Raw genomic sequence first — 16,971 nt, 5'->3', positions numbered from 1 at the left:
AAATTATACCTTTCCCTCGCTGCGCCGTTCCAGTTCTTCCAGAATCAGCTTATTTACCTTGTTGACATCGCCGCAGCCCAGTGTGATCACCAGATCACCCGGCTGTGCATGGTCGCAGACATACTGAACGACCTGGTCGAAGTTGGCATACTTCCGCTCATCCGTTGTTTCCGGATTGCTTTCATCCTGGGGAAACCAAACTGCACCGGGGATTTTTTCGCCCAGCTGCCGTGTGAATATATTGTACGTGTTCTTTTCCCGGGAACCCATAATATCCGTCAGCACAGCGCAGTCGGGAATAGACAGCGCCTCGGCAAATTCCTCCAGCAGCATGGCAGTCCGGGAGAAGGTGAAGGGCTGGAATACTGCCCAGACCTTGCGGAACGGCATTGCCATTGCGGCTTTCAGCGTAGCGGTCAGCTCCGTGGGATGGTGGGCATAATCGTCCACCAGAGTAATGCCGTTTACCTCGCCTTTTTTCTCAAAGCGTCTGCCGGCGCCGCGGAATTCTGCCAGTCCCTTTGCCACATCGTCAAAGGAAACGCCCACATACATTGCCGCCGCTGCAGCTGCTGTTGCATTCAGCACATTGTGCTCTCCGGCAACATGCAGGACGATCTCGCCCAGAGATACGCCGTGATGCATCAGCTGGAAATGAGTTTCCAGACCGGAAACATGCCGGATCTCTGCTGGGTAATAGTCACAGTCCGATGTTGTACCAAAGGTGATCAGTTCCTTGCCGGTGATACCCTCCACTGCCTTGCAGGTATTGGCATCGCTGCCGTTGTAAATGATCGCCTTGCTGGTCAGCTCCGAGAACTTGCGGAAGGACTTGATGATATTCTCCACCGTGCCGAAATAATCCAGATGATCAGCGTCAATGTTCAGGAGCACTGCAATATCCGGGTACAGCTTCAGGAATGTATCCACGAATTCACACGCCTCGCATGTCATAATATCGCTGGAGCCGCTTCTGCCGCTGCCGTGGATGCAGGGGAGCTTTCCGCCGATAAATGCGGAAAAATCAACGCCTGCGGTGAAGAGAATCTGCGTCACCATGGAAGTCGTTGTGGTTTTGCCGTGGGTTCCGGCAACGCAGATGGCATTGTCGTACCAGCTGGTAACAATGCCCAGCAGTTCGCTCCGTTCCAGTACCGGTACACCGCTTGCTTTCGCAGCAATCAGTTCCGGGTTGTCTGCCATAATTGCGGCTGTGTGGACGATGAGGTCTGCACCTTCGATGTTCTCGGCACGCTGTCCCAGATACACCGGGATTCCCATATCACGGACTGCCTGCAATGTCTCCGTCTCGTTGTTGTCCGAACCGGTGAGGTAAAATCCTCGTGCGTGGAGAATCTGCGCCAGGGGATACATGCCGCTGCCGCCGATTCCGATAAAATGAATGTGCTTTTTTCCCATTAAAATATTATTGTTCAAAAAAATCACCTTTTTCCTTGTTGCTTTTTTCAAATTTATGGTGTATAATAAGAAATAACGTAATTCAAAGGAGAAGCGTTTCTTTCGAGCAGCGCTGTCTCCTTTTTTTGTTACGAAAATGTGTTTGATGCGAGTGAACGGTGCCCAGAGAACTCACTCGCTGCAAATGGAGGAGGTCATCATATGGAAATCACAGATATCAAAATCAGACGAATCATCGCCGAGGGACGACTGCGTGCAGTTGTTTCTGTGACAATTGACAACATGCTGGCAGTGCACGATATTAAGGTCGTACAGGGAGATGAACGACTCTTTGTGGCAATGCCAAGCCGTAAGGATGAAAACGGTGTGTTCCGTGATATTGTCCATCCCATTTCTGCTGCTGCAAGAAAGATGATGGAAGAACAGATTCTGGAAACATATCACCAGCATCTGGCATTGGTTGAAGCCGAAGCTGAGGCAGAAGCCACTGCACCGACAGCAGATGCAGTTGTATAAATGGCATCCATGAGAAACGGGTCGCAGGCGGAAGCCGTCTGCGGCTTTTTTTATTGGCGCAAAAGTGGAATTGACCGGGACTCACTGTTGATTTTGTAAGAGCACATAGGTTTTCAGCAGAGCGATCTGTGTCTTTGCGTCGGGAATCTCTCCCCGCAGCACCATCTGCACTGCTTCTTCCAGGGGCAGTTCTGTGACATCGAGAAATTCCTCATCGTCCAGATCCTGCGCCTCCGGCTCGGAAAGCTCCCGGGCAAGATACATGTGAATGACCTCTGTATCATATGCCGGGGTAGGGAAGAGCGTCCCCAGGCTGGTGTATTTTCTGCAGGTGCGTCCGGCTTCTTCCCGGAGTTCCCGTCTGCCGCACTCTGCCGGATTTTCGCCGGGTTCCAGCTTTCCTGCCGGAACTTCCAGAGTCACTTGCTGCATGGGATAGCGGAATTGCTTCACCATGAGCACGGTGTTGTTTTTCGTCAGGGGCACAACGCAGACGCCGCCGGAATGGTGCACTACATCACGCTGCACCAGCTGACCGTCCTCTAACTGCGCTGTGTCCTTTGTGACGTAGAATACCTTTCCCTGATAGGTTGTTTCACTTGCTTTGGTTTCTTCCTGTAAGTGCATGTAGAATCCTCCTTATTTGCTTTTCTTTTTTGCCTTGGATTTTTTATTTGTATCCGTCTGTTCCTCCAAAGCTGCCAGAGCAGCAGCTTCTGCCGATTCCGGATAATCTATGCAGGAGATCACTTCATCTGCCGGCGTGCGCTTCACGACCTTGTGGCAGACAAGCAGATATCCCACCAGCAATACCACGCCGCCCAGTGAGATCCAGATGCCGGCTTTCAGTCCGGGCGTTTCGTAGGTAAATACAATTGTATCGTCCCCGGCTTCCACAGGAACAGCCATGAATCCGATGTCCACCTGTTCCACAGAAACCGGTTCCCCGTTGACAGTGGCACTCCAACCCTCGTCATAGGGAACGCTGAAAAAGACCAGATTTGGGCTGTCCAGGGTAATGGTTGCTTCGAAGCCGTCAGAGTCATAGGAAAATGTATCACAGGCAGATGCGGCACGTTCTCCGCATTCCGCCAGATAATCGGTTTCTGTCATGCGGACATCTTCTGTAGAAAGAGACTGCATCCAGTCGCCGTACTTGTCGATCTGTTTCTCCGATAGGATCAGTGCACGCATGAGCAGATTGGTGCGCTGATTTTCCGCAGTGCCATCCCACATCTCTTTTGAAATGTAGGTATCGAATGTGAATCCCATGGGGACGTATTCTGTGTTCCGAAACCGTTGAAATCCGTTTTCAGTTGTTTCGTACTCAAAACCAGGCAGATCGATTTTTGGTTCTATGTCGCCGAGCATCATGAGTTCTTCCTGGTCGAAATAATATTTCACAGAGAACAGCCCACGCAGTGCATAATAAGAGGTATCAGCCCGGGACGCCACGTCTCGTGTAATGCCAAGGCTGTCATAGAATTCCATGATGGATACCGGCACGATGCTGTGGAACGTACGCATACAGGGGAGTTTCCAGAGCATCGGATAATTGTCGCAGTTTTCGGAGATATCCACCCGGAAAAAATCGTCCTCTGAAACAGAAACGGAGATCTCCTGTTTCGGGTCGATGGCATGATCTACATAGGTGCGTGCACGTGCTGGTGCAAATGCACCAAAATAGACCACAGTCATGGTGCAGGCAATGCAGAAACCGGTGGTGTATATCAGTGTGAGCCGCATAAACAGCTTCGCCTTCTGTCTGCGGTGCAGCAGGTAGGCGCCTATCACCAATCCGCCCACACAGACAGCAAGCACCAGATAGAAGTGCAGGGGATATTCCGCAAAGGAGAACCATTTGATCTTGTCGTTCTCTTTGGTGGGCAGCAGAGAAATAAGCCCGAATGCTGCCATAAAACCAAAACAGATGCGGAAACCGTATTTCCACTGGATTTCCCGGTTGTCCAACCCATAGGCGGTCATCATGGCGAGGATGAGGATAGGCATGTAGAACCAGCGTGCATAATACGAGCCGTTCAGCGCATAGAATGCACTATTGAGAATTGGGACGCAGGCACAGACGGCGCAGATCAGCGTCAGCCGCTTTGCCCAGTGTCCGTCACGCTGCTTCAGAAAAGAAAGTACCCCTGCCATGGAGAAGAGCGGCAAATAACCGCCGATGGAAGCCCACTTGGCATTGTCTGAAGAAAACAGATTGGGTCGTGCAGGAACATCCGGGATCATGAACAGGCTCAGCAGGATGCGCCAGAGTCTGGTGCGGTCGTTATAGGCAACCATGTCCATGCCGTAGAGATGTTCCGATACCCGGTTGTTTTCCAGAACGGCAAGAGCCGCCGGCAGCAGAATGGCGCAGGCAAGCATAACGCCCATGACGGCTTCCAGAAGCAGGACAAAGAATTTTTTCGGCGTAGCGTGAAAGTCCTTGGAAAAGCAGCGGACAATAAAGTACAGCACCAGAAAAACCACTTGCCCTGTGAAAAAAAAGTAGTTAATCACAGCAAGAAGCGCCACAGAAAGGGCAAAGACACCCCGGCGGTTCTGGTTCACGCATTCTTCCATGGCAATGAGCAGTAGCGGGAAGAATTCGGTGACATCCTGGAAGTGATTGAAGAAGATGTTGAACAGCTGGAATCCGGAAAAGGCGTACAGCATACCGCCGATGAGTGCGGCATCCTTATTGCGGACAAAGCGCTGGATATAGGCGTAGGCGGTCAGCGAGGCGATGCCGTGTTTCAGACAGAGGAGAAAAGGCATGGAAAATGTCACCCAGCTGCGGGGCAGGATAGTGGTGAGCCAGAAAAAGGGACTGCCCAGCAGGTAAAAGGCGTAGGAACCGATGAAATTAGCACCCAGATCGGTGTACCAGTTCCAGCCCATGCTGCCGCTTCGCACAGCGTCATTGGCGAGATTGTAGAAGGGGATCTGCTGGGAATTATAATCACCATAGTAGATAAAATAACCGCCGTCGGCGATCATGATCGGTATGATAACTACGAGCAGACTGCCGAATCCGAGGAGAAACGCCAGAAGATAGCGGCGCAGTTCGTCCCGGAGGCAGGGACGGCGGAGGGTGAGATGTTTCATGGGGTGATGCTCCTTTTTATGAAAAAAATGCACAAAACGCCAGCAATTGCATATGCTGATATGGGAATCAGATGCGGACGTTTCCGAAGTCAGAGGTGGGGTCAAGAAAAGCCACATTGGTCATAACACCGGCACTGGAAACGTCAACCAAGCCGAATGAAGGCAGATTTCCGTCTCTTGGGCAGGATGCGCTGCCCGGATTCAGCACATAAACGCCGTTTTCATAGGTAGACCGGGACTGGTGTGTATGTCCGTACAGGGCGATATCACAGCCCTCTTCCCGGGCAGCCTGGGTCAGCCAGTCCAGGGTATATTTGACCTGATAACGGTGCCCGTGGGTGGCAAAGAGGCGATGTCCCGGCATCAGGTCAATGGTTTCGCTGATGGGATAGCTGCTGCCGAAGTCGCAGTTCCCCTTGACATAGTGGAACCGATCTGAAAGCTCCGGCATGGAACGCAGAAGCAATTCACATTCGCTCTCGCCATCGCCCAGATGCACAAAAAGATCCGCATCCAGATTGCGGCGGACAATTGTCTCAAGATTGCGGTAATTCTGATGGGTATCAGAGATCACAAGAATACGCATAGGAACCTCCCAGGGGAAAATTTTTCTTTCTTTTTATTATACCACAAATCCGGCGGTATGACAATATCTTTTTCAGAAAAATGCACGTCAACACCGAACGGACATACGGAAAGGAGCTGCCTCATATGGACAGACAGAAATTAGACCCGAAACAGGTCGATCAGCTTTTGGAAGCAGCAAGCAAGAAACTGGGCGTACCGCCGCAGCAGCTGAAAGCAGAGCTGGAGTCCGGCAAGTACGATAAAATTCTGAAAAATATGAACCAGAAGGATTCGGCAATGCTGCAAAAGGTGCTGCAAAATCCCAAAATGGTGGAGAAGCTGATCAGTTCACCTCAGGCGAAGGTGTTATACCAGAAGCTTTCCGGGAAATAAGGCATTGCGATAAACATGGGCGAATCCGTTTCGCCCTACATAAAAGAGGTGAGACAGCGTGGACGATATGCTTGGAAAAATGGGAGCGATCCTCTCGGACCCCGAAAGCTTGCAGCAATTGCAGGAACTGGCACAGATGCTTCAGCAGGATGGGGATAGCGAGAGTTCTCATGAAAATGCACCGTCCGAAGAAAAAAAGCCATCTGAGTCTGATGCTGGAGAAAACGGAGACAACGGCGGCTTTGATTTCAGTATGCTGCTGCGGGTGCAGGAACTGATGGGCGCCATGCAGAACAATGACGATGACACAAAACTGCTGCTGGCATTGCGTCCGCATCTGAAAGAACAGCGGCAGAGAAAGGTAGATCAGGCGGTGAAGATGCTGAAATTGTATGCGGTGTTCAGTGCGGTGAAAGAAAACGGACTGTTACAGGAACTGTTCTGAGCATAGCGCCCATGCTGCAAGGGAGGTGAGTGGATGGCACGATTTTCGCAGCAGGAACAGAACACAATGCGCAGAGAAGCGGCACGGAGAGCACAGGAAATGCAGCAGCGTGTGCATCCGGAAATACCCTCCGGGTACAGACAGCCGTCTCCTTATGCGGATTATCCGCCGGAACCGTCTCAGCCGGAACCGATACCCATACAGCAGAGCAGACAGCGAAATGATCCGCCGCCTCCCAGAAAAAACGGCACGCCTTTTCGCAGTGGATTGCCCCAGCTGAATCCCATGGAGATCCTGTCCCGATTTGACGGGGATTCCATGCTGATCCTGGCGCTTATGGCGATGATCTATAAGGACGGCGGAAAAGAAGGCTGCGATCGGAAGCTTCTGATGGCACTGGCATATTTACTGACATAAGGAGAAGAAAACCAATGGATGAGAGAATTTTCTGGATGATCTGGGGCGTACTCGGCGGCATTATGCTGGTGTATTATCTGCGCCGCAGACATCGAATCCGTTCTGTTCTCATAGGCTCGGGCAGCGGCTTGCTGGCACTGTTGCTGGTGCATTACGGCGGCAGCCTGATCGGTTATACACCGGCACTGAATGTTCTGCATCTGGTGCAGTCTGTGATTCTCGGCGTACCCGGGGTTATTCTAATGGTCGTATTGCATTTTACATGGTAACAGAGCGCATATAAACAGAAAAGGGACATCTCCAAAGAGATGTCCCCGTTTTGTATGTGGGTAAGAAAAAACTTACTTCAGCTCGATAGTAGCGCCAGCTTCTTCCAGCTTAGCCTTCAGAGCCTCAGCGTCAGCCTTCGGAACTGCTTCCTTCAGAGTAGCCGGAGCAGATTCTACAACAGCCTTAGCTTCCTTCAGACCCAGACCCAGAGCTTCCTTAGCAGCCTTGATAACAGCCATCTTAGCGTCACCGAAGGATGCCAGTACAACGTCGAACTCAGTCTTTTCAGCTTCTGCACCGCCAGCAGCACCGCCAGCAGCCGGAGCAGCTGCAACAGCAGCAGTTACACCGAATTCTTCCTGAATTGCTTCAACCAGCTCAGCCAGTTCCAGAACAGACAGTTCCTTGATATCTTCAACGAACTTCAAAACCTTTTCAGATGCCATGATAATAATCTCCTTTTTAAATCATTTTAGTTTGCAGGACAAAGATTCCTGCGAAAATTATGCAGCGGATTCTTCCGACTTGCTGTCCACAACAGCCTGCAGAGTAGCAGCCAGCTTCTGCATCGGACCCTGGAGAGAGCCGACCAGCTGTGCCAGCAGGGTTTCCTTGGACGGGATCTTCGACAGCTTTGCAACGCCGGCAGCGTCATAAGCAACACCTTCTACATAACCTGCCTTCAGGTTGAAGAAGTCCTCGTGATCCTCGGCGAACTTGCCCAGAATACGAGCCGGAGCTGTCTGGTCATCGTTGGACAGTGCAACAGCGGTTGTACCGTGAAGCACTTCGTCAAATGCATCGATGCCCATGTTCTGGAATGCAAAACGCAGCATAGAGTTCTTTTCTACTACATAGTTTACACCAGCTTCACGCAGTTCCTTACGCAGCTTTGTGTCATCCTCAACAGTGATGCCCTTGTAGTCAACCAGAACGAAAGATACACTGTTCTGCAGCAGTTCAGTCAGAGCAGCAACCTTAGCCTTCTTGCCTTCCAAAATCTTTTCACTTGCCATGAGATTTCACCTCCGATAGAAAATGTATCGTATCAGAAATCGCAATAAAAAAGCACGATCCGACTGGAATCGTGCGCTGTGTTTCACAGAAAATCATTGCACATTCCTCGGCTGGACTTACGGCGAATGCCACCAGCTGTCTTTAGAATACGATATTGTGTTTGACAACGTGTTATAGTATAACACACTTTTCCGGGTTTGTCAAGCCTTTTTTTCAAAAAAATCAAAATTTTTTTGCAGCAGGGAATACATCCTGGAACAAAAAAAGCTCCCGCCGGAGCGAGAGCCTTTCAGAACGTCAAAAAACGTATCAATTCGTGTAACTCAGACACCATACTTGCTGGTAGCAACCTTTACGCCAACACCCATCGTAGAAGTTACGGTGCAGGACTTCAGGTAGGTACCCTTTGCAGCAGCCGGCTTTGCCTTGACAATAGCTTCCATCAGAGTTTCGAAGTTCTGAACCAGCTTCTCAGCGCCGAAGGATGCCTTGCCGATAGGGCAGTGGATGATGTTGGTCTTGTCGAGACGATACTCGATTTTACCAGCCTTAGCATCAGTGATAGCCTTAGCAACATCCGGTGTAACGGTACCAGCCTTCGGGTTCGGCATCAGTCCGCGGGGACCAAGCACCTTACCGAGACGGCCAACCAGACCCATCATGTCCGGAGAAGCGATAACGACATCGAAATCCATCCAGTTTTCCTTGGTGATCTTGTCAACCAGATCCTGACCGCCTACATAATCAGCGCCGGCAGCCTTTGCTGCTTCGTACTTGTCTTCCTTGCAGAAAACGCAGACACGAACATTCTTACCAGTACCGTTGGGCAGTACAACTGCACCACGAACCTGCTGGTCGGCGTGACGGGAGTCAACGCCCAGACGGATATGTGCCTCAACGGTCTCGTCGAACTTTGCCTTTGCATTGGTGCAAACCAGAGCCAGAGCCTCTTCCGAAGCGTACTGCTTGGTGCTGTCTACAGCCTTCCGGCTGTCATTATATTTCTTTCCGTGTTTCATTTATATAATCCTCCTAGTGTAGTGGTAGTACCGGATCGCTCACACGCAGATCCAGTTAGCGGAAATTTCCTCCCACCGACGTTCGGCTTCCGTTAGTCAACGACAACGATACCCATCGAACGGGCAGTACCAGCGATCATGCTCATTGCAGCCTCAAGAGAACCTGCATTCAGATCCGGCATCTTCTGCTCTGCGATCTTCTGGATCTGTTCCTTGGTGATGTTAGCCACTTTCTTCTTGTTGGGCTCACCGGAAGCAGTGTCGATACCGCAGGCCTTCTTGATGAGAACAGCTGCCGGCGGTGTCTTGGTAACAAAGGTGAATGAACGGTCTGCATAAACAGTGATAACGACCGGAATAATCATACCGATGTCGTTCTTGGTACGCTCGTTGAATTCCTTTGTGAACGCCATGATGTTTACACCGTGCTGACCCAGCGCCGGGCCAACCGGAGGAGCAGGTGTTGCTTTACCTGCGGGAATCTGAAGCTTAATAAAACCTGTTACCTTCTGTGCCATGTTGCACACCTCCATATTGTGGTAAATGGCGAGACGAAATCTGTCTCTCCCACCGGAACCGGAAGAGATCCGGATTCCGAATTGATTTTTTGCATGTATGCAAACTCATGCAGTATTGCATTAGTCGTCCTGACGGATCACCTGATTGAGCTGCAATGTTGCCGCTGTTTCACGACCAAACATTGAGATCATGACATCAACAGTGCCGTCTTCCAGATTGATAGCCTGTACAATGCCGGAGAAGCCGTCCATTGCCGTGCCGGAAATGGTGACGGTATCGCCGACCTCGTAGTTGACCTGTACGCTTGTGCCGAGATCAACGCCCAGTGCAGCCACTTCTTTTTCAGAAAGGGGAGTAGGCTCTGATCCGGGACCCACAAAGCCGGTCACGCCGCGGATATTCTTGACCACATGCCAGGTATCATCTGTATAGATCATTTTCAGCAGAACATAGCCGGGGAACGTCTTGCGTTCCACTTCTTTTGTCTTGCCGTCTGTGATCTCAGTCACCTTTTCGGTGGGGACCTGAACTTCCAGGATGAGGTCATGAAGCTTTCGGTTTTCAACCACTTTTTCAATATCCTGGGCTACTTTGTTTTCATAGCCGGAATAAGTGTGAATGACATACCATTTTGCTGCCTCTGACATAATAAATCCTCCCTGTTCTGGTCACAAAATTAATTGGAAAGTCCCATCAGGAACTGCATCAGTTTCAGCAGACCGGTATCAATGAGACCGACTACAACAGAACCGATGATAACAACTGCCAGAACCACCAGCGTGTTGTTAAAGACTTTCTTTCGATCTGGCCAAACGACCTTTTTGAATTCCTTCTTCAGATCCTTGAACCAGCCGGCAATTCTGGAAAAGAAGCCTTTCTTTTCCTTGGTTTCCTTTTTGCCCTTGCTGCCGGATTTGTTGGAGTCTGCTTTTGCAGCTGCCTTTTTCGCCTTCTTCTCGACAGCTTCCTGTCCGGCGTTTTTTTCGATATCAGCCATTGCTTGGACCCCCATTACTTTGTCTCTCTGTGCAGCGTATGCTTCCGGCAGAACTTGCAGTGTTTGTTCATCTCAATCCGTTCCGGATTGTTCCGCTTGTTCTTCTTGGTCACATAGTTGCGGCGCTTGCATTCTGTACAAGCCAGTGTTACTTTCACTCTCATGATCGGCACCTCCTGCTCGTTGTACTTCTTCCGTATGCGGAAGCCGGATCATCCTAATTGTAAATGGATATCCGAATCGTTTGCCTCCCTCAGTACCGTATGGGCGTATTCCGCTGTGGCAGCATGTACCATGCGAACCAGATTGGCATGTCTGCACAAAAAAACGGGACATCCGACCCGCATTTGTGCAAAAAAATAAGCCCCATACGAAGAGGTGAGTCTAGTATACCATATCCCGGCGAAATTGTCAAGGGCTTTTGCAAATTTTTTTCTATGTCTGGGAGAAAACAGGGACGTCTCCGCTTTTTTTACAAAAAACCCTTGCAGATTTTTGTAAATTATGATAAAATAGAGGATATGATATCTGAGAGGACTTGTTCTTCCTGAGAAAACCGGTTCATTCAGAGGAATCGGTGCAGAAAAAGATGCATTGGTTCTAAAACGGCATGTGAAACTGATATATAATAATTATAATGAATGCGTTATGGATCAACATGCACAATGACGCAGCACAGTAAGCGCAGTGACCGGAAAACAATTGGAAAGGGTGTTTTGACACATGGCAAAAATCAGAGTAGCTGTCCTGTTCGGCGGCGTTTCGAGTGAGCATGATGTTTCGCTGATCTCAGCAGAAAATGTCATCCGCAGTATTCCGAAGGAGAAATATGAGGTGCTCTGCATCGGTATCACAAAGAAAGGACGCTGGCTGTATTTCCCCGGAGATGTTTCTGAGATTTCCACAGGTGCCTGGGAACAGAATCCGGACTGCACGGCGGCGATCCTTTCTCCCGACCCACTGCACGGCGGTATTGTCACCATAGAAAACGGAGAAACCTACATTAAAAAGGTAGACGTGGTATTCCCGGTGCTTCACGGCAGAAACGGCGAGGATGGCAGAATCCAGGGCATCTTCGAGATGGCACGCATTCCCTATGTGGGCTGCGGTGTTCTAAGCAGTGCAGTCTGCATGGATAAGGGCATGACCCATACGGTGCTCGATTATAATGGCATCCAGACGGCAAAGTGGGCGTGTGTGCATCAGCGTGACCTGAACAAACTGGATGAAAAATGCATTGCCATTGCAGAAACGCTGGGATTCCCACTATTTGTAAAGCCGGCAAATGCTGGCTCCTCTGTGGGCGTTAACAAGGCGACCGATCTGGAATCCCTGAAAGATGCCGTCCAGATTGCATTTACCCATGATGAAAAGGTCATCATTGAGGAGTATATCGAGGGCAGAGAACTGGAAGTAGCTGTATTCGGCTATGATGCACCTTTTGCTTCCTACGTGGGCGAGATCGAGCCGGCAGCGGAATTCTACGACTATGATGACAAATATGTCAACGGCACTTCGAAGCTGTACATTCCGGCACGGATCTCGGAGCAGGATTCTGAGCGGATCCGAGAGGCAGCACTGCGGGCATATACGCTCCTGGGCTGCAAGGGATTGTCCCGTGTGGATTTCTTCCTGTCCAAGGATGGCTCTATTATCCTCAACGAAGTCAATACACTGCCGGGCTTTACCAGCATCAGCATGTATCCCAAGCTCATGGAGCATCTGGGCATGAAGCAGGAGTATCTGGTGGATAAACTCATTGAACAGGCAATGGATAATGCGGCAAGAACCTATTGATGAAAGGAGAAGCTGTCCCAGGTGACAGCGGATAAACAGCATGAAAAATGATGCCATTGGCGTTTTTGATTCCGGTATGGGCGGTCTGACGGCAGTCAAGGAACTGAATGCGTTGCTGCCCCGGGAGAATATCATCTATTTCGGTGACACAGCACGCATTCCCTATGGCGGTCGCAGTCAGGAGACGATCATGCGCTATGCCAAAGAGGACGTGGCGTTTCTCCGGAAGCATGCCGTGAAAATGATCATTGCAGCATGCGGCACGGTCAGTTCCATTGTGGGAGACCGTCCCTTTGTGACCGATCTTCCCTTTACCGGCGTGGTGCTCCCGACAGTGGAAACGGCGTGCCGTCTGACGAAAAACGGGAAGATCGGTGTGATTGGTACACCGGCAACTGTCCGCAGCGGCAGTTATGTCCAGGCGATCCGGAAGATTCGTCCGGATGCTGAGGTGACGGCACAGGCATGTCCCTTGTTTGTACATCTGGTGGAAAACGGCTATACGGATTTTCAAAATCCGGTAACACGGCTTGTGGCAGAGGAATATCTCGACCCGGTACGGCGTGCCGGCGTGGATACCCTGATCCTGGGCTGTACCCACTACCCGGTGATCCGGGATATCATCGCCGATCTCATGGGACCGGATGTGCAGCTCATTTCCTCCGGCGCAGAGGCGGCAAAATATGCCCGGCGCTGCCTGGAAGAACGGAATTTGCTGACAGACCGGGAGACACCCGGTGAAAATACCTACTATGTCAGCGACAGCACCGAGATGTTCATTGAAAATGCCGGACATTTCCTGCACCAGAATGTGGTGGGAAAGGTGTTCCGGAGCAGTCTGTAACGAAAGAAGTGACGCAAGAGACATGGATTCAGTGATTATTAAAATGAAGAGCCGGCAGATCACGCCGGACGATGAAGAAGAAACCGAACTGGTGACCACCGGCACTTGCGATCGGGAGAATGGTATTTTGACCTTATCCTACGAGGATACAGATGCCACCGGGTTTGCCGGGTCTACAACTTCCATTCGTGTGACAAACGATTCTCTGGTGACCATTCTCCGCAGCGGCAGGGCAAATTCCAATCTGACTCTGGAACTGGGGAAAAAGCACTTTTGTTTGTATCAGACACCCTATGGCAATATGACCCTGGGCGTACAGGCGAAGCGGCTGTCCTGTGTGATGGAAGAAGATCGGGGCAGTGTGGAAATGGAATATGTGATCGATCTCAACGCTGCTTTTTTATCGGAAAACGTGATCGAACTGCAATGGGAACTCCGGCAGGAGAAACCGGAATCAGCAGAAGAGCAGGAAGTATGAGAAATACTTCTGACATATATGGAAAGGAACGAAGTGAAACATGGCAGATTGTATGAAAACAGCATCTGAAACATTATATCGGATGCTTCTGGACGGATTGGGACGGCTCGTAGCAGAGGGAAAAGTACCTGCTGAGCCCATCCCGGGATTCCGGGTGGAGGTGCCGGCGGATAAGTCTCACGGTGACTTCGCAGCAAATGTGGCAATGGTCAGTGCAAAGACCTTCCGCATGGCGCCGAGAAAGATCGCAGAGCTGCTGCTAGATGCAGTTTCTCTGGACGGGACGACTTTTGCAAGAGCAGAGATCGCCGGACCAGGCTTCATGAATTTCTTCTTGAAGCAGGACTGGTTCGCACAGGTAGTGGAAACCGTTCTGACGGAAAAGGAACAGTACGGCAGAACCCAGACTGGTGCCGGAAAGCGTGCGCTGGTGGAATTCGTATCTGCAAACCCCACTGGACCCATGCATGTGGGCAATGCGCGGGGCGGCGCACTGGGTGACAGCCTGGCAGAGATCCTGGACTGGACCGGCTGGGATGTACAGCGGGAATTCTATGTGAACGATGCCGGCAATCAGATCGAAAAGTTTGCCACATCCCTGGAAGTGCGCTATTTACAGCACTTTGACCCCACAGTGGAAATGCCGGAGGATGCCTATCACGGTGCAGATATCACCGAGCATGCGGAGAATTTCATCGCTGAAAACGGAGATAAGTATGTGCAGGCTGATGCAAAGACACGGCGGGATGCCCTGGTGGCATTTGCACTGCCAAAGAATATCGCCGGACTGGAACGGGATCTGAAGAAGTACCGCATTGTCTATGACAACTGGTTCCGGGAAAGTACGTTGCACCAGAACGGTCAGGTAAAATGGGTAGTCGACGAGCTGACAAAGCGCGGCTATACCTACGAGCAGGACGGCGCAGTCTGGTTCAAGGCAACGGATTTCGGCGCAGACAAGGACTTCGTTCTGGTACGTGCCAACGGAATTCCCACCTATGTCGTACCGGACATTGCGTACCACTATGACAAGCTCATGGGGCGGAAGTTCGACAAAGCCATCGATATTCTGGGTGCAGACCACCACGGCTATGTGCCTCGTCTGAAAGCTGCCCTGACAGCCCTTGGCGCAGATGCTGACCGGCTGGATGTGGTGCTCATGCAGATGGTAATGCTCATGCGGGACGGCGAGGTTGTCAAGCTTTCCAAGCGCAGCGGCAAGGCGATCACTCTGGTGACCCTGCTGGATGAGATTCCGCTGGATGCAGCACGGTTCTTCTTCAACACCAGAGAGGCAAACTCCCACTTTGAGTTTGATCTGGATCTGGCAGTGGAGAAGTCCTCTCAGAACCCGGTATACTATGTCCAGTACGCCCACGCCAGAATTTGCAGCCTTCTGCGTGCCATGGAAGAGGAGGGGCTGACCCTGGAACAGTGTGCACATGCAAATCTGTCTCTGCTGGAAAATCCTCAGGAGCTGGAATTGATCCGTCATCTGGCAGCACTTCCGTCGGAACTGGACGCAGCGGCAAAGTCCTACGATCCGTCCAAGGTGACGAAATATGCCACAGAGCTGGCGACTCTGTTCCACAAGTTCTACGATGCATGCAGCATCAAGTATGCAGAGACGCCGGAACTGAAACAGGCACGTCTGCTGCTGTGTGAAGCGGCACGTCAGGCAATCGCAAATACCCTGCATATCCTGAAAGTAACCGCTCCGGAAAAGATGTAATTTCCGGAAACAGAGGAAAAAGTTACAAACAGGTTACAGGAAAAATTGCAGGATTCCGTGCATTTTTGATGGAAAATGCAGAACCATCAGCCGAATACGCAGAAAACCGAAAAAACTTTAACAATGTATTCACATATCCGGCGAGATAATGTGTTACAATTTGTAATATATTGAGCAGGCGGAGCTTTGTGATATCACAGGATTTTAAAATGAAAGGAAGTTCCATATGTCTAATAGATTATTTCAAGGTCTGGTGCACCAGATGCGTGATACAATTGACGCTACTGTCGGCGTGGTCGATGATACTGCGACCATTATCGCATGCAGTGATCTGACAAAGGTCGGTACAACCAATGAGTTCGTATCGCTGGATCTGAGCGATGTACATGATATTTTTATCCGTGACGGTTATACCTACAAACCGTTCGGCTCCCGTTCGAAGCCGGAATATGCCGTGTTCGTAGAGGGCATGGATGATGCAGCTGCAAAATATGCCAATATTCTGGCAATCTCGCTGTTCAATATCAAGCAGTACTATGATGAAAAGTATGACCGCAACAACTTCATCAAGAATGTTGTTCTGGACAATGTGCTGCCCGGTGACATTGTCATCAAGGCACGGGAACTGCACTTCAATTCTGAGGTCAGCCGTGTGGTTCTGCTGATCCGGATCGTATCTGCAAACGATGTTTCGGCATATGACGTCATCCAGAATCTCTTCCCGGACAAGAACAAGGACTTTGTCTTTACCATTTCCGAAACAGATATCGTTCTTGTCAAGGAAATCAAGGGTGCTGTGGATACCAAGGATCTGGAAAAGCTGGCACGCTCTATTGCGGACACCCTCAGCAGTGAATTCTATACCCGTGTCAACGTGGGCATCGGTACTATCGTTACCGGCGTAAAGGAACTGTCCCGCTCCTTTAAGGAAGCGCAGATGGCACTGGAAGTCGGCAAGGTATTTGACACCGATAAGGCAATTGTCAGCTACGAGAATCTGGGCATCGCACGCCTGATCTACCACCTTCCCACGACCCTTTGCGAGACATTCCTCCATGAGGTGTTTAAGCGCGGCAGTATCGAATCCCTGGATCACGAGACGCTCTTTACCATTCAGAAGTTCTTTGAGAACAATCTGAACGTGTCTGAGACTTCCAGAAAGCTGTTTGTGCACCGCAATACGCTGGTGTATCGTCTGGAAAAGATCAAAAAGCTGACCGGTTTGGATCTCCGGGAATTTGACCATGCCATTATCTTTAAGATTGCGCTGATGGTCAAGAAATACCTCTCGGCAAGTCTGGCAAAATTCTAAAAGCCCAAAACGCTGATGCTTATCGGCGGTATATCTGCATAAGCCGCCGGTGCAGCGTGTGGCAGTTTTTGCATCGGCGGGTTATTTATGCACTTTCGTCTGCGGCAGTTGAAATGCTGTT

21 protein-coding genes and 1 other annotated feature are annotated in these 16,971 nt (G+C 50.5%); of the genes, 10 read left to right on the top strand and 11 right to left on the bottom strand.

Annotated features, from left to right (window positions below):
• Nucleotides 1-3: 3 nt before the first annotated feature.
• A complete protein-coding gene (murC, locus tag Q0418_RS06165; RefSeq protein WP_298483226.1) occupies nt 4-1,437 on the bottom strand; it encodes a UDP-N-acetylmuramate--L-alanine ligase in 1,434 nt (477 codons plus the stop codon).
• A 183-nt stretch (nt 1,438-1,620) separates the two neighbouring features.
• Between murC and spoVG the strand changes: the two genes are divergently transcribed.
• Entirely contained in the window at nt 1,621-1,935 is a 315-nt protein-coding gene (spoVG, locus tag Q0418_RS06160; protein ID WP_298483223.1) for a septation regulator SpoVG, read from the top strand.
• 81 nt (nt 1,936-2,016) lie between these two features.
• On the opposite strand, the gene Q0418_RS06155 is transcribed toward spoVG, so the two are convergent.
• The 3 genes from Q0418_RS06155 to Q0418_RS06145 form a co-directional block, all read right to left on the bottom strand.
• Entirely contained in the window at nt 2,017-2,562 is a 546-nt protein-coding gene (locus tag Q0418_RS06155; protein ID WP_298483221.1) for an NUDIX domain-containing protein, read from the bottom strand.
• A 12-nt stretch (nt 2,563-2,574) separates the two neighbouring features.
• A complete protein-coding gene (locus tag Q0418_RS06150; RefSeq protein WP_298483219.1) occupies nt 2,575-5,043 on the bottom strand; it encodes a YfhO family protein in 2,469 nt (822 codons plus the stop codon).
• Between the two features lie 67 nt (nt 5,044-5,110).
• Nucleotides 5,111-5,629, bottom strand: coding sequence for a metallophosphoesterase (locus Q0418_RS06145; RefSeq protein ID WP_298483217.1), 519 nt, complete (start codon nt 5,627-5,629; stop codon nt 5,111-5,113).
• Nucleotides 5,630-5,754: 125 nt separating this feature from the next.
• Between Q0418_RS06145 and Q0418_RS06140 the strand changes: the two genes are divergently transcribed.
• The 4 genes from Q0418_RS06140 to Q0418_RS06125 are packed head-to-tail and all read left to right on the top strand — an operon-like array spanning nt 5,755 to nt 7,134.
• The gene (locus Q0418_RS06140; RefSeq protein ID WP_298483215.1) at nt 5,755-6,003 is read left to right on the top strand and encodes a hypothetical protein; all 249 of its coding nucleotides are present in this window, start codon (nt 5,755-5,757) and stop codon (nt 6,001-6,003) included.
• A 58-nt stretch (nt 6,004-6,061) separates the two neighbouring features.
• Nucleotides 6,062-6,448, top strand: coding sequence for a hypothetical protein (locus tag Q0418_RS06135; protein WP_298483213.1), 387 nt, complete (start codon nt 6,062-6,064; stop codon nt 6,446-6,448).
• A gap of 33 nt (nt 6,449-6,481) precedes the next feature.
• Entirely contained in the window at nt 6,482-6,865 is a 384-nt protein-coding gene (locus Q0418_RS06130; protein WP_298483211.1) for a hypothetical protein, read from the top strand.
• Nucleotides 6,866-6,879: 14 nt separating this feature from the next.
• Nucleotides 6,880-7,134 carry a pro-sigmaK processing inhibitor BofA family protein gene (locus tag Q0418_RS06125; RefSeq protein WP_298483209.1) on the top strand — a complete coding sequence of 85 codons (255 nt, stop codon included), beginning with the start codon at nt 6,880-6,882 and terminating at the stop codon, nt 7,132-7,134.
• Between the two features lie 72 nt (nt 7,135-7,206).
• On the opposite strand, the gene rplL is transcribed toward Q0418_RS06125, so the two are convergent.
• The 7 genes from rplL to rpmG all read right to left on the bottom strand — a co-directional run bounded on the left by rplL (nt 7,207) and on the right by rpmG (nt 10,851).
• On the bottom strand, nt 7,207-7,581 hold the full coding sequence (rplL, locus tag Q0418_RS06120) for a 50S ribosomal protein L7/L12 (protein ID WP_298483207.1): 375 nt from the start codon (nt 7,579-7,581) through the stop codon (nt 7,207-7,209).
• A gap of 57 nt (nt 7,582-7,638) precedes the next feature.
• Nucleotides 7,639-8,151 (bottom strand): 50S ribosomal protein L10, encoded by a 513-nt coding sequence (gene rplJ, locus Q0418_RS06115; protein ID WP_298483205.1) that lies wholly within the window; start codon nt 8,149-8,151, stop codon nt 7,639-7,641.
• Between the two features lie 37 nt (nt 8,152-8,188).
• Nucleotides 8,189-8,315, bottom strand: a sequence feature (ribosomal protein L10 leader region).
• 160 nt (nt 8,316-8,475) lie between these two features.
• Nucleotides 8,476-9,171 (bottom strand): 50S ribosomal protein L1, encoded by a 696-nt coding sequence (rplA, locus tag Q0418_RS06110; protein WP_298483203.1) that lies wholly within the window; start codon nt 9,169-9,171, stop codon nt 8,476-8,478.
• Between the two features lie 92 nt (nt 9,172-9,263).
• Entirely contained in the window at nt 9,264-9,689 is a 426-nt protein-coding gene (gene rplK / locus Q0418_RS06105; protein ID WP_295214746.1) for a 50S ribosomal protein L11, read from the bottom strand.
• Between the two features lie 120 nt (nt 9,690-9,809).
• On the bottom strand, nt 9,810-10,337 hold the full coding sequence (gene nusG / locus Q0418_RS06100) for a transcription termination/antitermination protein NusG (protein ID WP_298483200.1): 528 nt from the start codon (nt 10,335-10,337) through the stop codon (nt 9,810-9,812).
• A gap of 29 nt (nt 10,338-10,366) precedes the next feature.
• The gene (secE, locus tag Q0418_RS06095) at nt 10,367-10,687 is read right to left on the bottom strand and encodes a preprotein translocase subunit SecE (protein ID WP_298483198.1); all 321 of its coding nucleotides are present in this window, start codon (nt 10,685-10,687) and stop codon (nt 10,367-10,369) included.
• Between the two features lie 14 nt (nt 10,688-10,701).
• A complete protein-coding gene (gene rpmG / locus Q0418_RS06090; RefSeq protein ID WP_022050678.1) occupies nt 10,702-10,851 on the bottom strand; it encodes a 50S ribosomal protein L33 in 150 nt (49 codons plus the stop codon).
• A gap of 559 nt (nt 10,852-11,410) precedes the next feature.
• Between rpmG and Q0418_RS06085 the strand changes: the two genes are divergently transcribed.
• The 5 genes from Q0418_RS06085 (at nt 11,411) to Q0418_RS06065 (ending at nt 16,850) form a co-directional block, all read left to right on the top strand.
• A complete protein-coding gene (locus Q0418_RS06085; RefSeq protein ID WP_298483196.1) occupies nt 11,411-12,484 on the top strand; it encodes a D-alanine--D-alanine ligase family protein in 1,074 nt (357 codons plus the stop codon).
• A 40-nt stretch (nt 12,485-12,524) separates the two neighbouring features.
• On the top strand, nt 12,525-13,328 hold the full coding sequence (gene murI, locus Q0418_RS06080; protein WP_298483194.1) for a glutamate racemase: 804 nt from the start codon (nt 12,525-12,527) through the stop codon (nt 13,326-13,328).
• Nucleotides 13,329-13,350: 22 nt separating this feature from the next.
• Complete coding sequence (locus Q0418_RS06075) at nt 13,351-13,806, top strand: DUF1934 domain-containing protein (RefSeq protein ID WP_298483192.1); 456 nt, start codon at nt 13,351-13,353, stop codon at nt 13,804-13,806.
• Between the two features lie 40 nt (nt 13,807-13,846).
• Nucleotides 13,847-15,538, top strand: a complete 1,692-nt coding sequence (argS, locus tag Q0418_RS06070; protein WP_298483190.1) for an arginine--tRNA ligase — start codon at nt 13,847-13,849, stop codon at nt 15,536-15,538.
• A 226-nt stretch (nt 15,539-15,764) separates the two neighbouring features.
• On the top strand, nt 15,765-16,850 hold the full coding sequence (locus Q0418_RS06065; RefSeq protein WP_298483189.1) for a CdaR family transcriptional regulator: 1,086 nt from the start codon (nt 15,765-15,767) through the stop codon (nt 16,848-16,850).
• The last annotated feature ends 121 nt before the right edge of the window (nt 16,851-16,971 follow it).

Source organism: uncultured Ruminococcus sp. (assembly GCF_937915125.1).
Lineage (GTDB): Bacteria > Bacillota > Clostridia > Oscillospirales > Ruminococcaceae > Ruminococcus_C.
The sequence above is the reverse complement of the archived record's forward strand: the minus strand, read 5'-3'. Positions and strand labels throughout refer to the sequence as shown.

Bases quoted from the DNA above. Each gene is read 5' to 3' on its own strand.
- Q0418_RS06145 (WP_298483217.1), bottom strand. From the start codon at position 5,629: ATGCGTATTCTTGTGATCTCTGATACCCATCAGAATTACCGCAATCTT.
- Q0418_RS06065 (WP_298483189.1), top strand. From the start codon at position 15,765: ATGTCTAATAGATTATTTCAAGGTCTGGTGCACCAGATGCGTGATACA.
- Q0418_RS06130 (WP_298483211.1), top strand. From the start codon at position 6,482: ATGGCACGATTTTCGCAGCAGGAACAGAACACAATGCGCAGAGAAGCG.
- Q0418_RS06150 (WP_298483219.1), bottom strand. From the start codon at position 5,043: ATGAAACATCTCACCCTCCGCCGTCCCTGCCTCCGGGACGAACTGCGC.
- rpmG (WP_022050678.1), bottom strand. From the start codon at position 10,851: ATGAGAGTGAAAGTAACACTGGCTTGTACAGAATGCAAGCGCCGCAAC.
- rplK (WP_295214746.1), bottom strand. From the start codon at position 9,689: ATGGCACAGAAGGTAACAGGTTTTATTAAGCTTCAGATTCCCGCAGGT.
- Q0418_RS06140 (WP_298483215.1), top strand. From the start codon at position 5,755: ATGGACAGACAGAAATTAGACCCGAAACAGGTCGATCAGCTTTTGGAA.
- Q0418_RS06155 (WP_298483221.1), bottom strand. From the start codon at position 2,562: ATGCACTTACAGGAAGAAACCAAAGCAAGTGAAACAACCTATCAGGGA.
- argS (WP_298483190.1), top strand. From the start codon at position 13,847: ATGGCAGATTGTATGAAAACAGCATCTGAAACATTATATCGGATGCTT.
- rplJ (WP_298483205.1), bottom strand. From the start codon at position 8,151: ATGGCAAGTGAAAAGATTTTGGAAGGCAAGAAGGCTAAGGTTGCTGCT.
- Q0418_RS06075 (WP_298483192.1), top strand. From the start codon at position 13,351: ATGGATTCAGTGATTATTAAAATGAAGAGCCGGCAGATCACGCCGGAC.
- Q0418_RS06085 (WP_298483196.1), top strand. From the start codon at position 11,411: ATGGCAAAAATCAGAGTAGCTGTCCTGTTCGGCGGCGTTTCGAGTGAG.
- rplA (WP_298483203.1), bottom strand. From the start codon at position 9,171: ATGAAACACGGAAAGAAATATAATGACAGCCGGAAGGCTGTAGACAGC.
- nusG (WP_298483200.1), bottom strand. From the start codon at position 10,337: ATGTCAGAGGCAGCAAAATGGTATGTCATTCACACTTATTCCGGCTAT.
- murI (WP_298483194.1), top strand. From the start codon at position 12,525: ATGAAAAATGATGCCATTGGCGTTTTTGATTCCGGTATGGGCGGTCTG.
- rplL (WP_298483207.1), bottom strand. From the start codon at position 7,581: ATGGCATCTGAAAAGGTTTTGAAGTTCGTTGAAGATATCAAGGAACTG.
- spoVG (WP_298483223.1), top strand. From the start codon at position 1,621: ATGGAAATCACAGATATCAAAATCAGACGAATCATCGCCGAGGGACGA.
- Q0418_RS06125 (WP_298483209.1), top strand. From the start codon at position 6,880: ATGGATGAGAGAATTTTCTGGATGATCTGGGGCGTACTCGGCGGCATT.
- secE (WP_298483198.1), bottom strand. From the start codon at position 10,687: ATGGCTGATATCGAAAAAAACGCCGGACAGGAAGCTGTCGAGAAGAAG.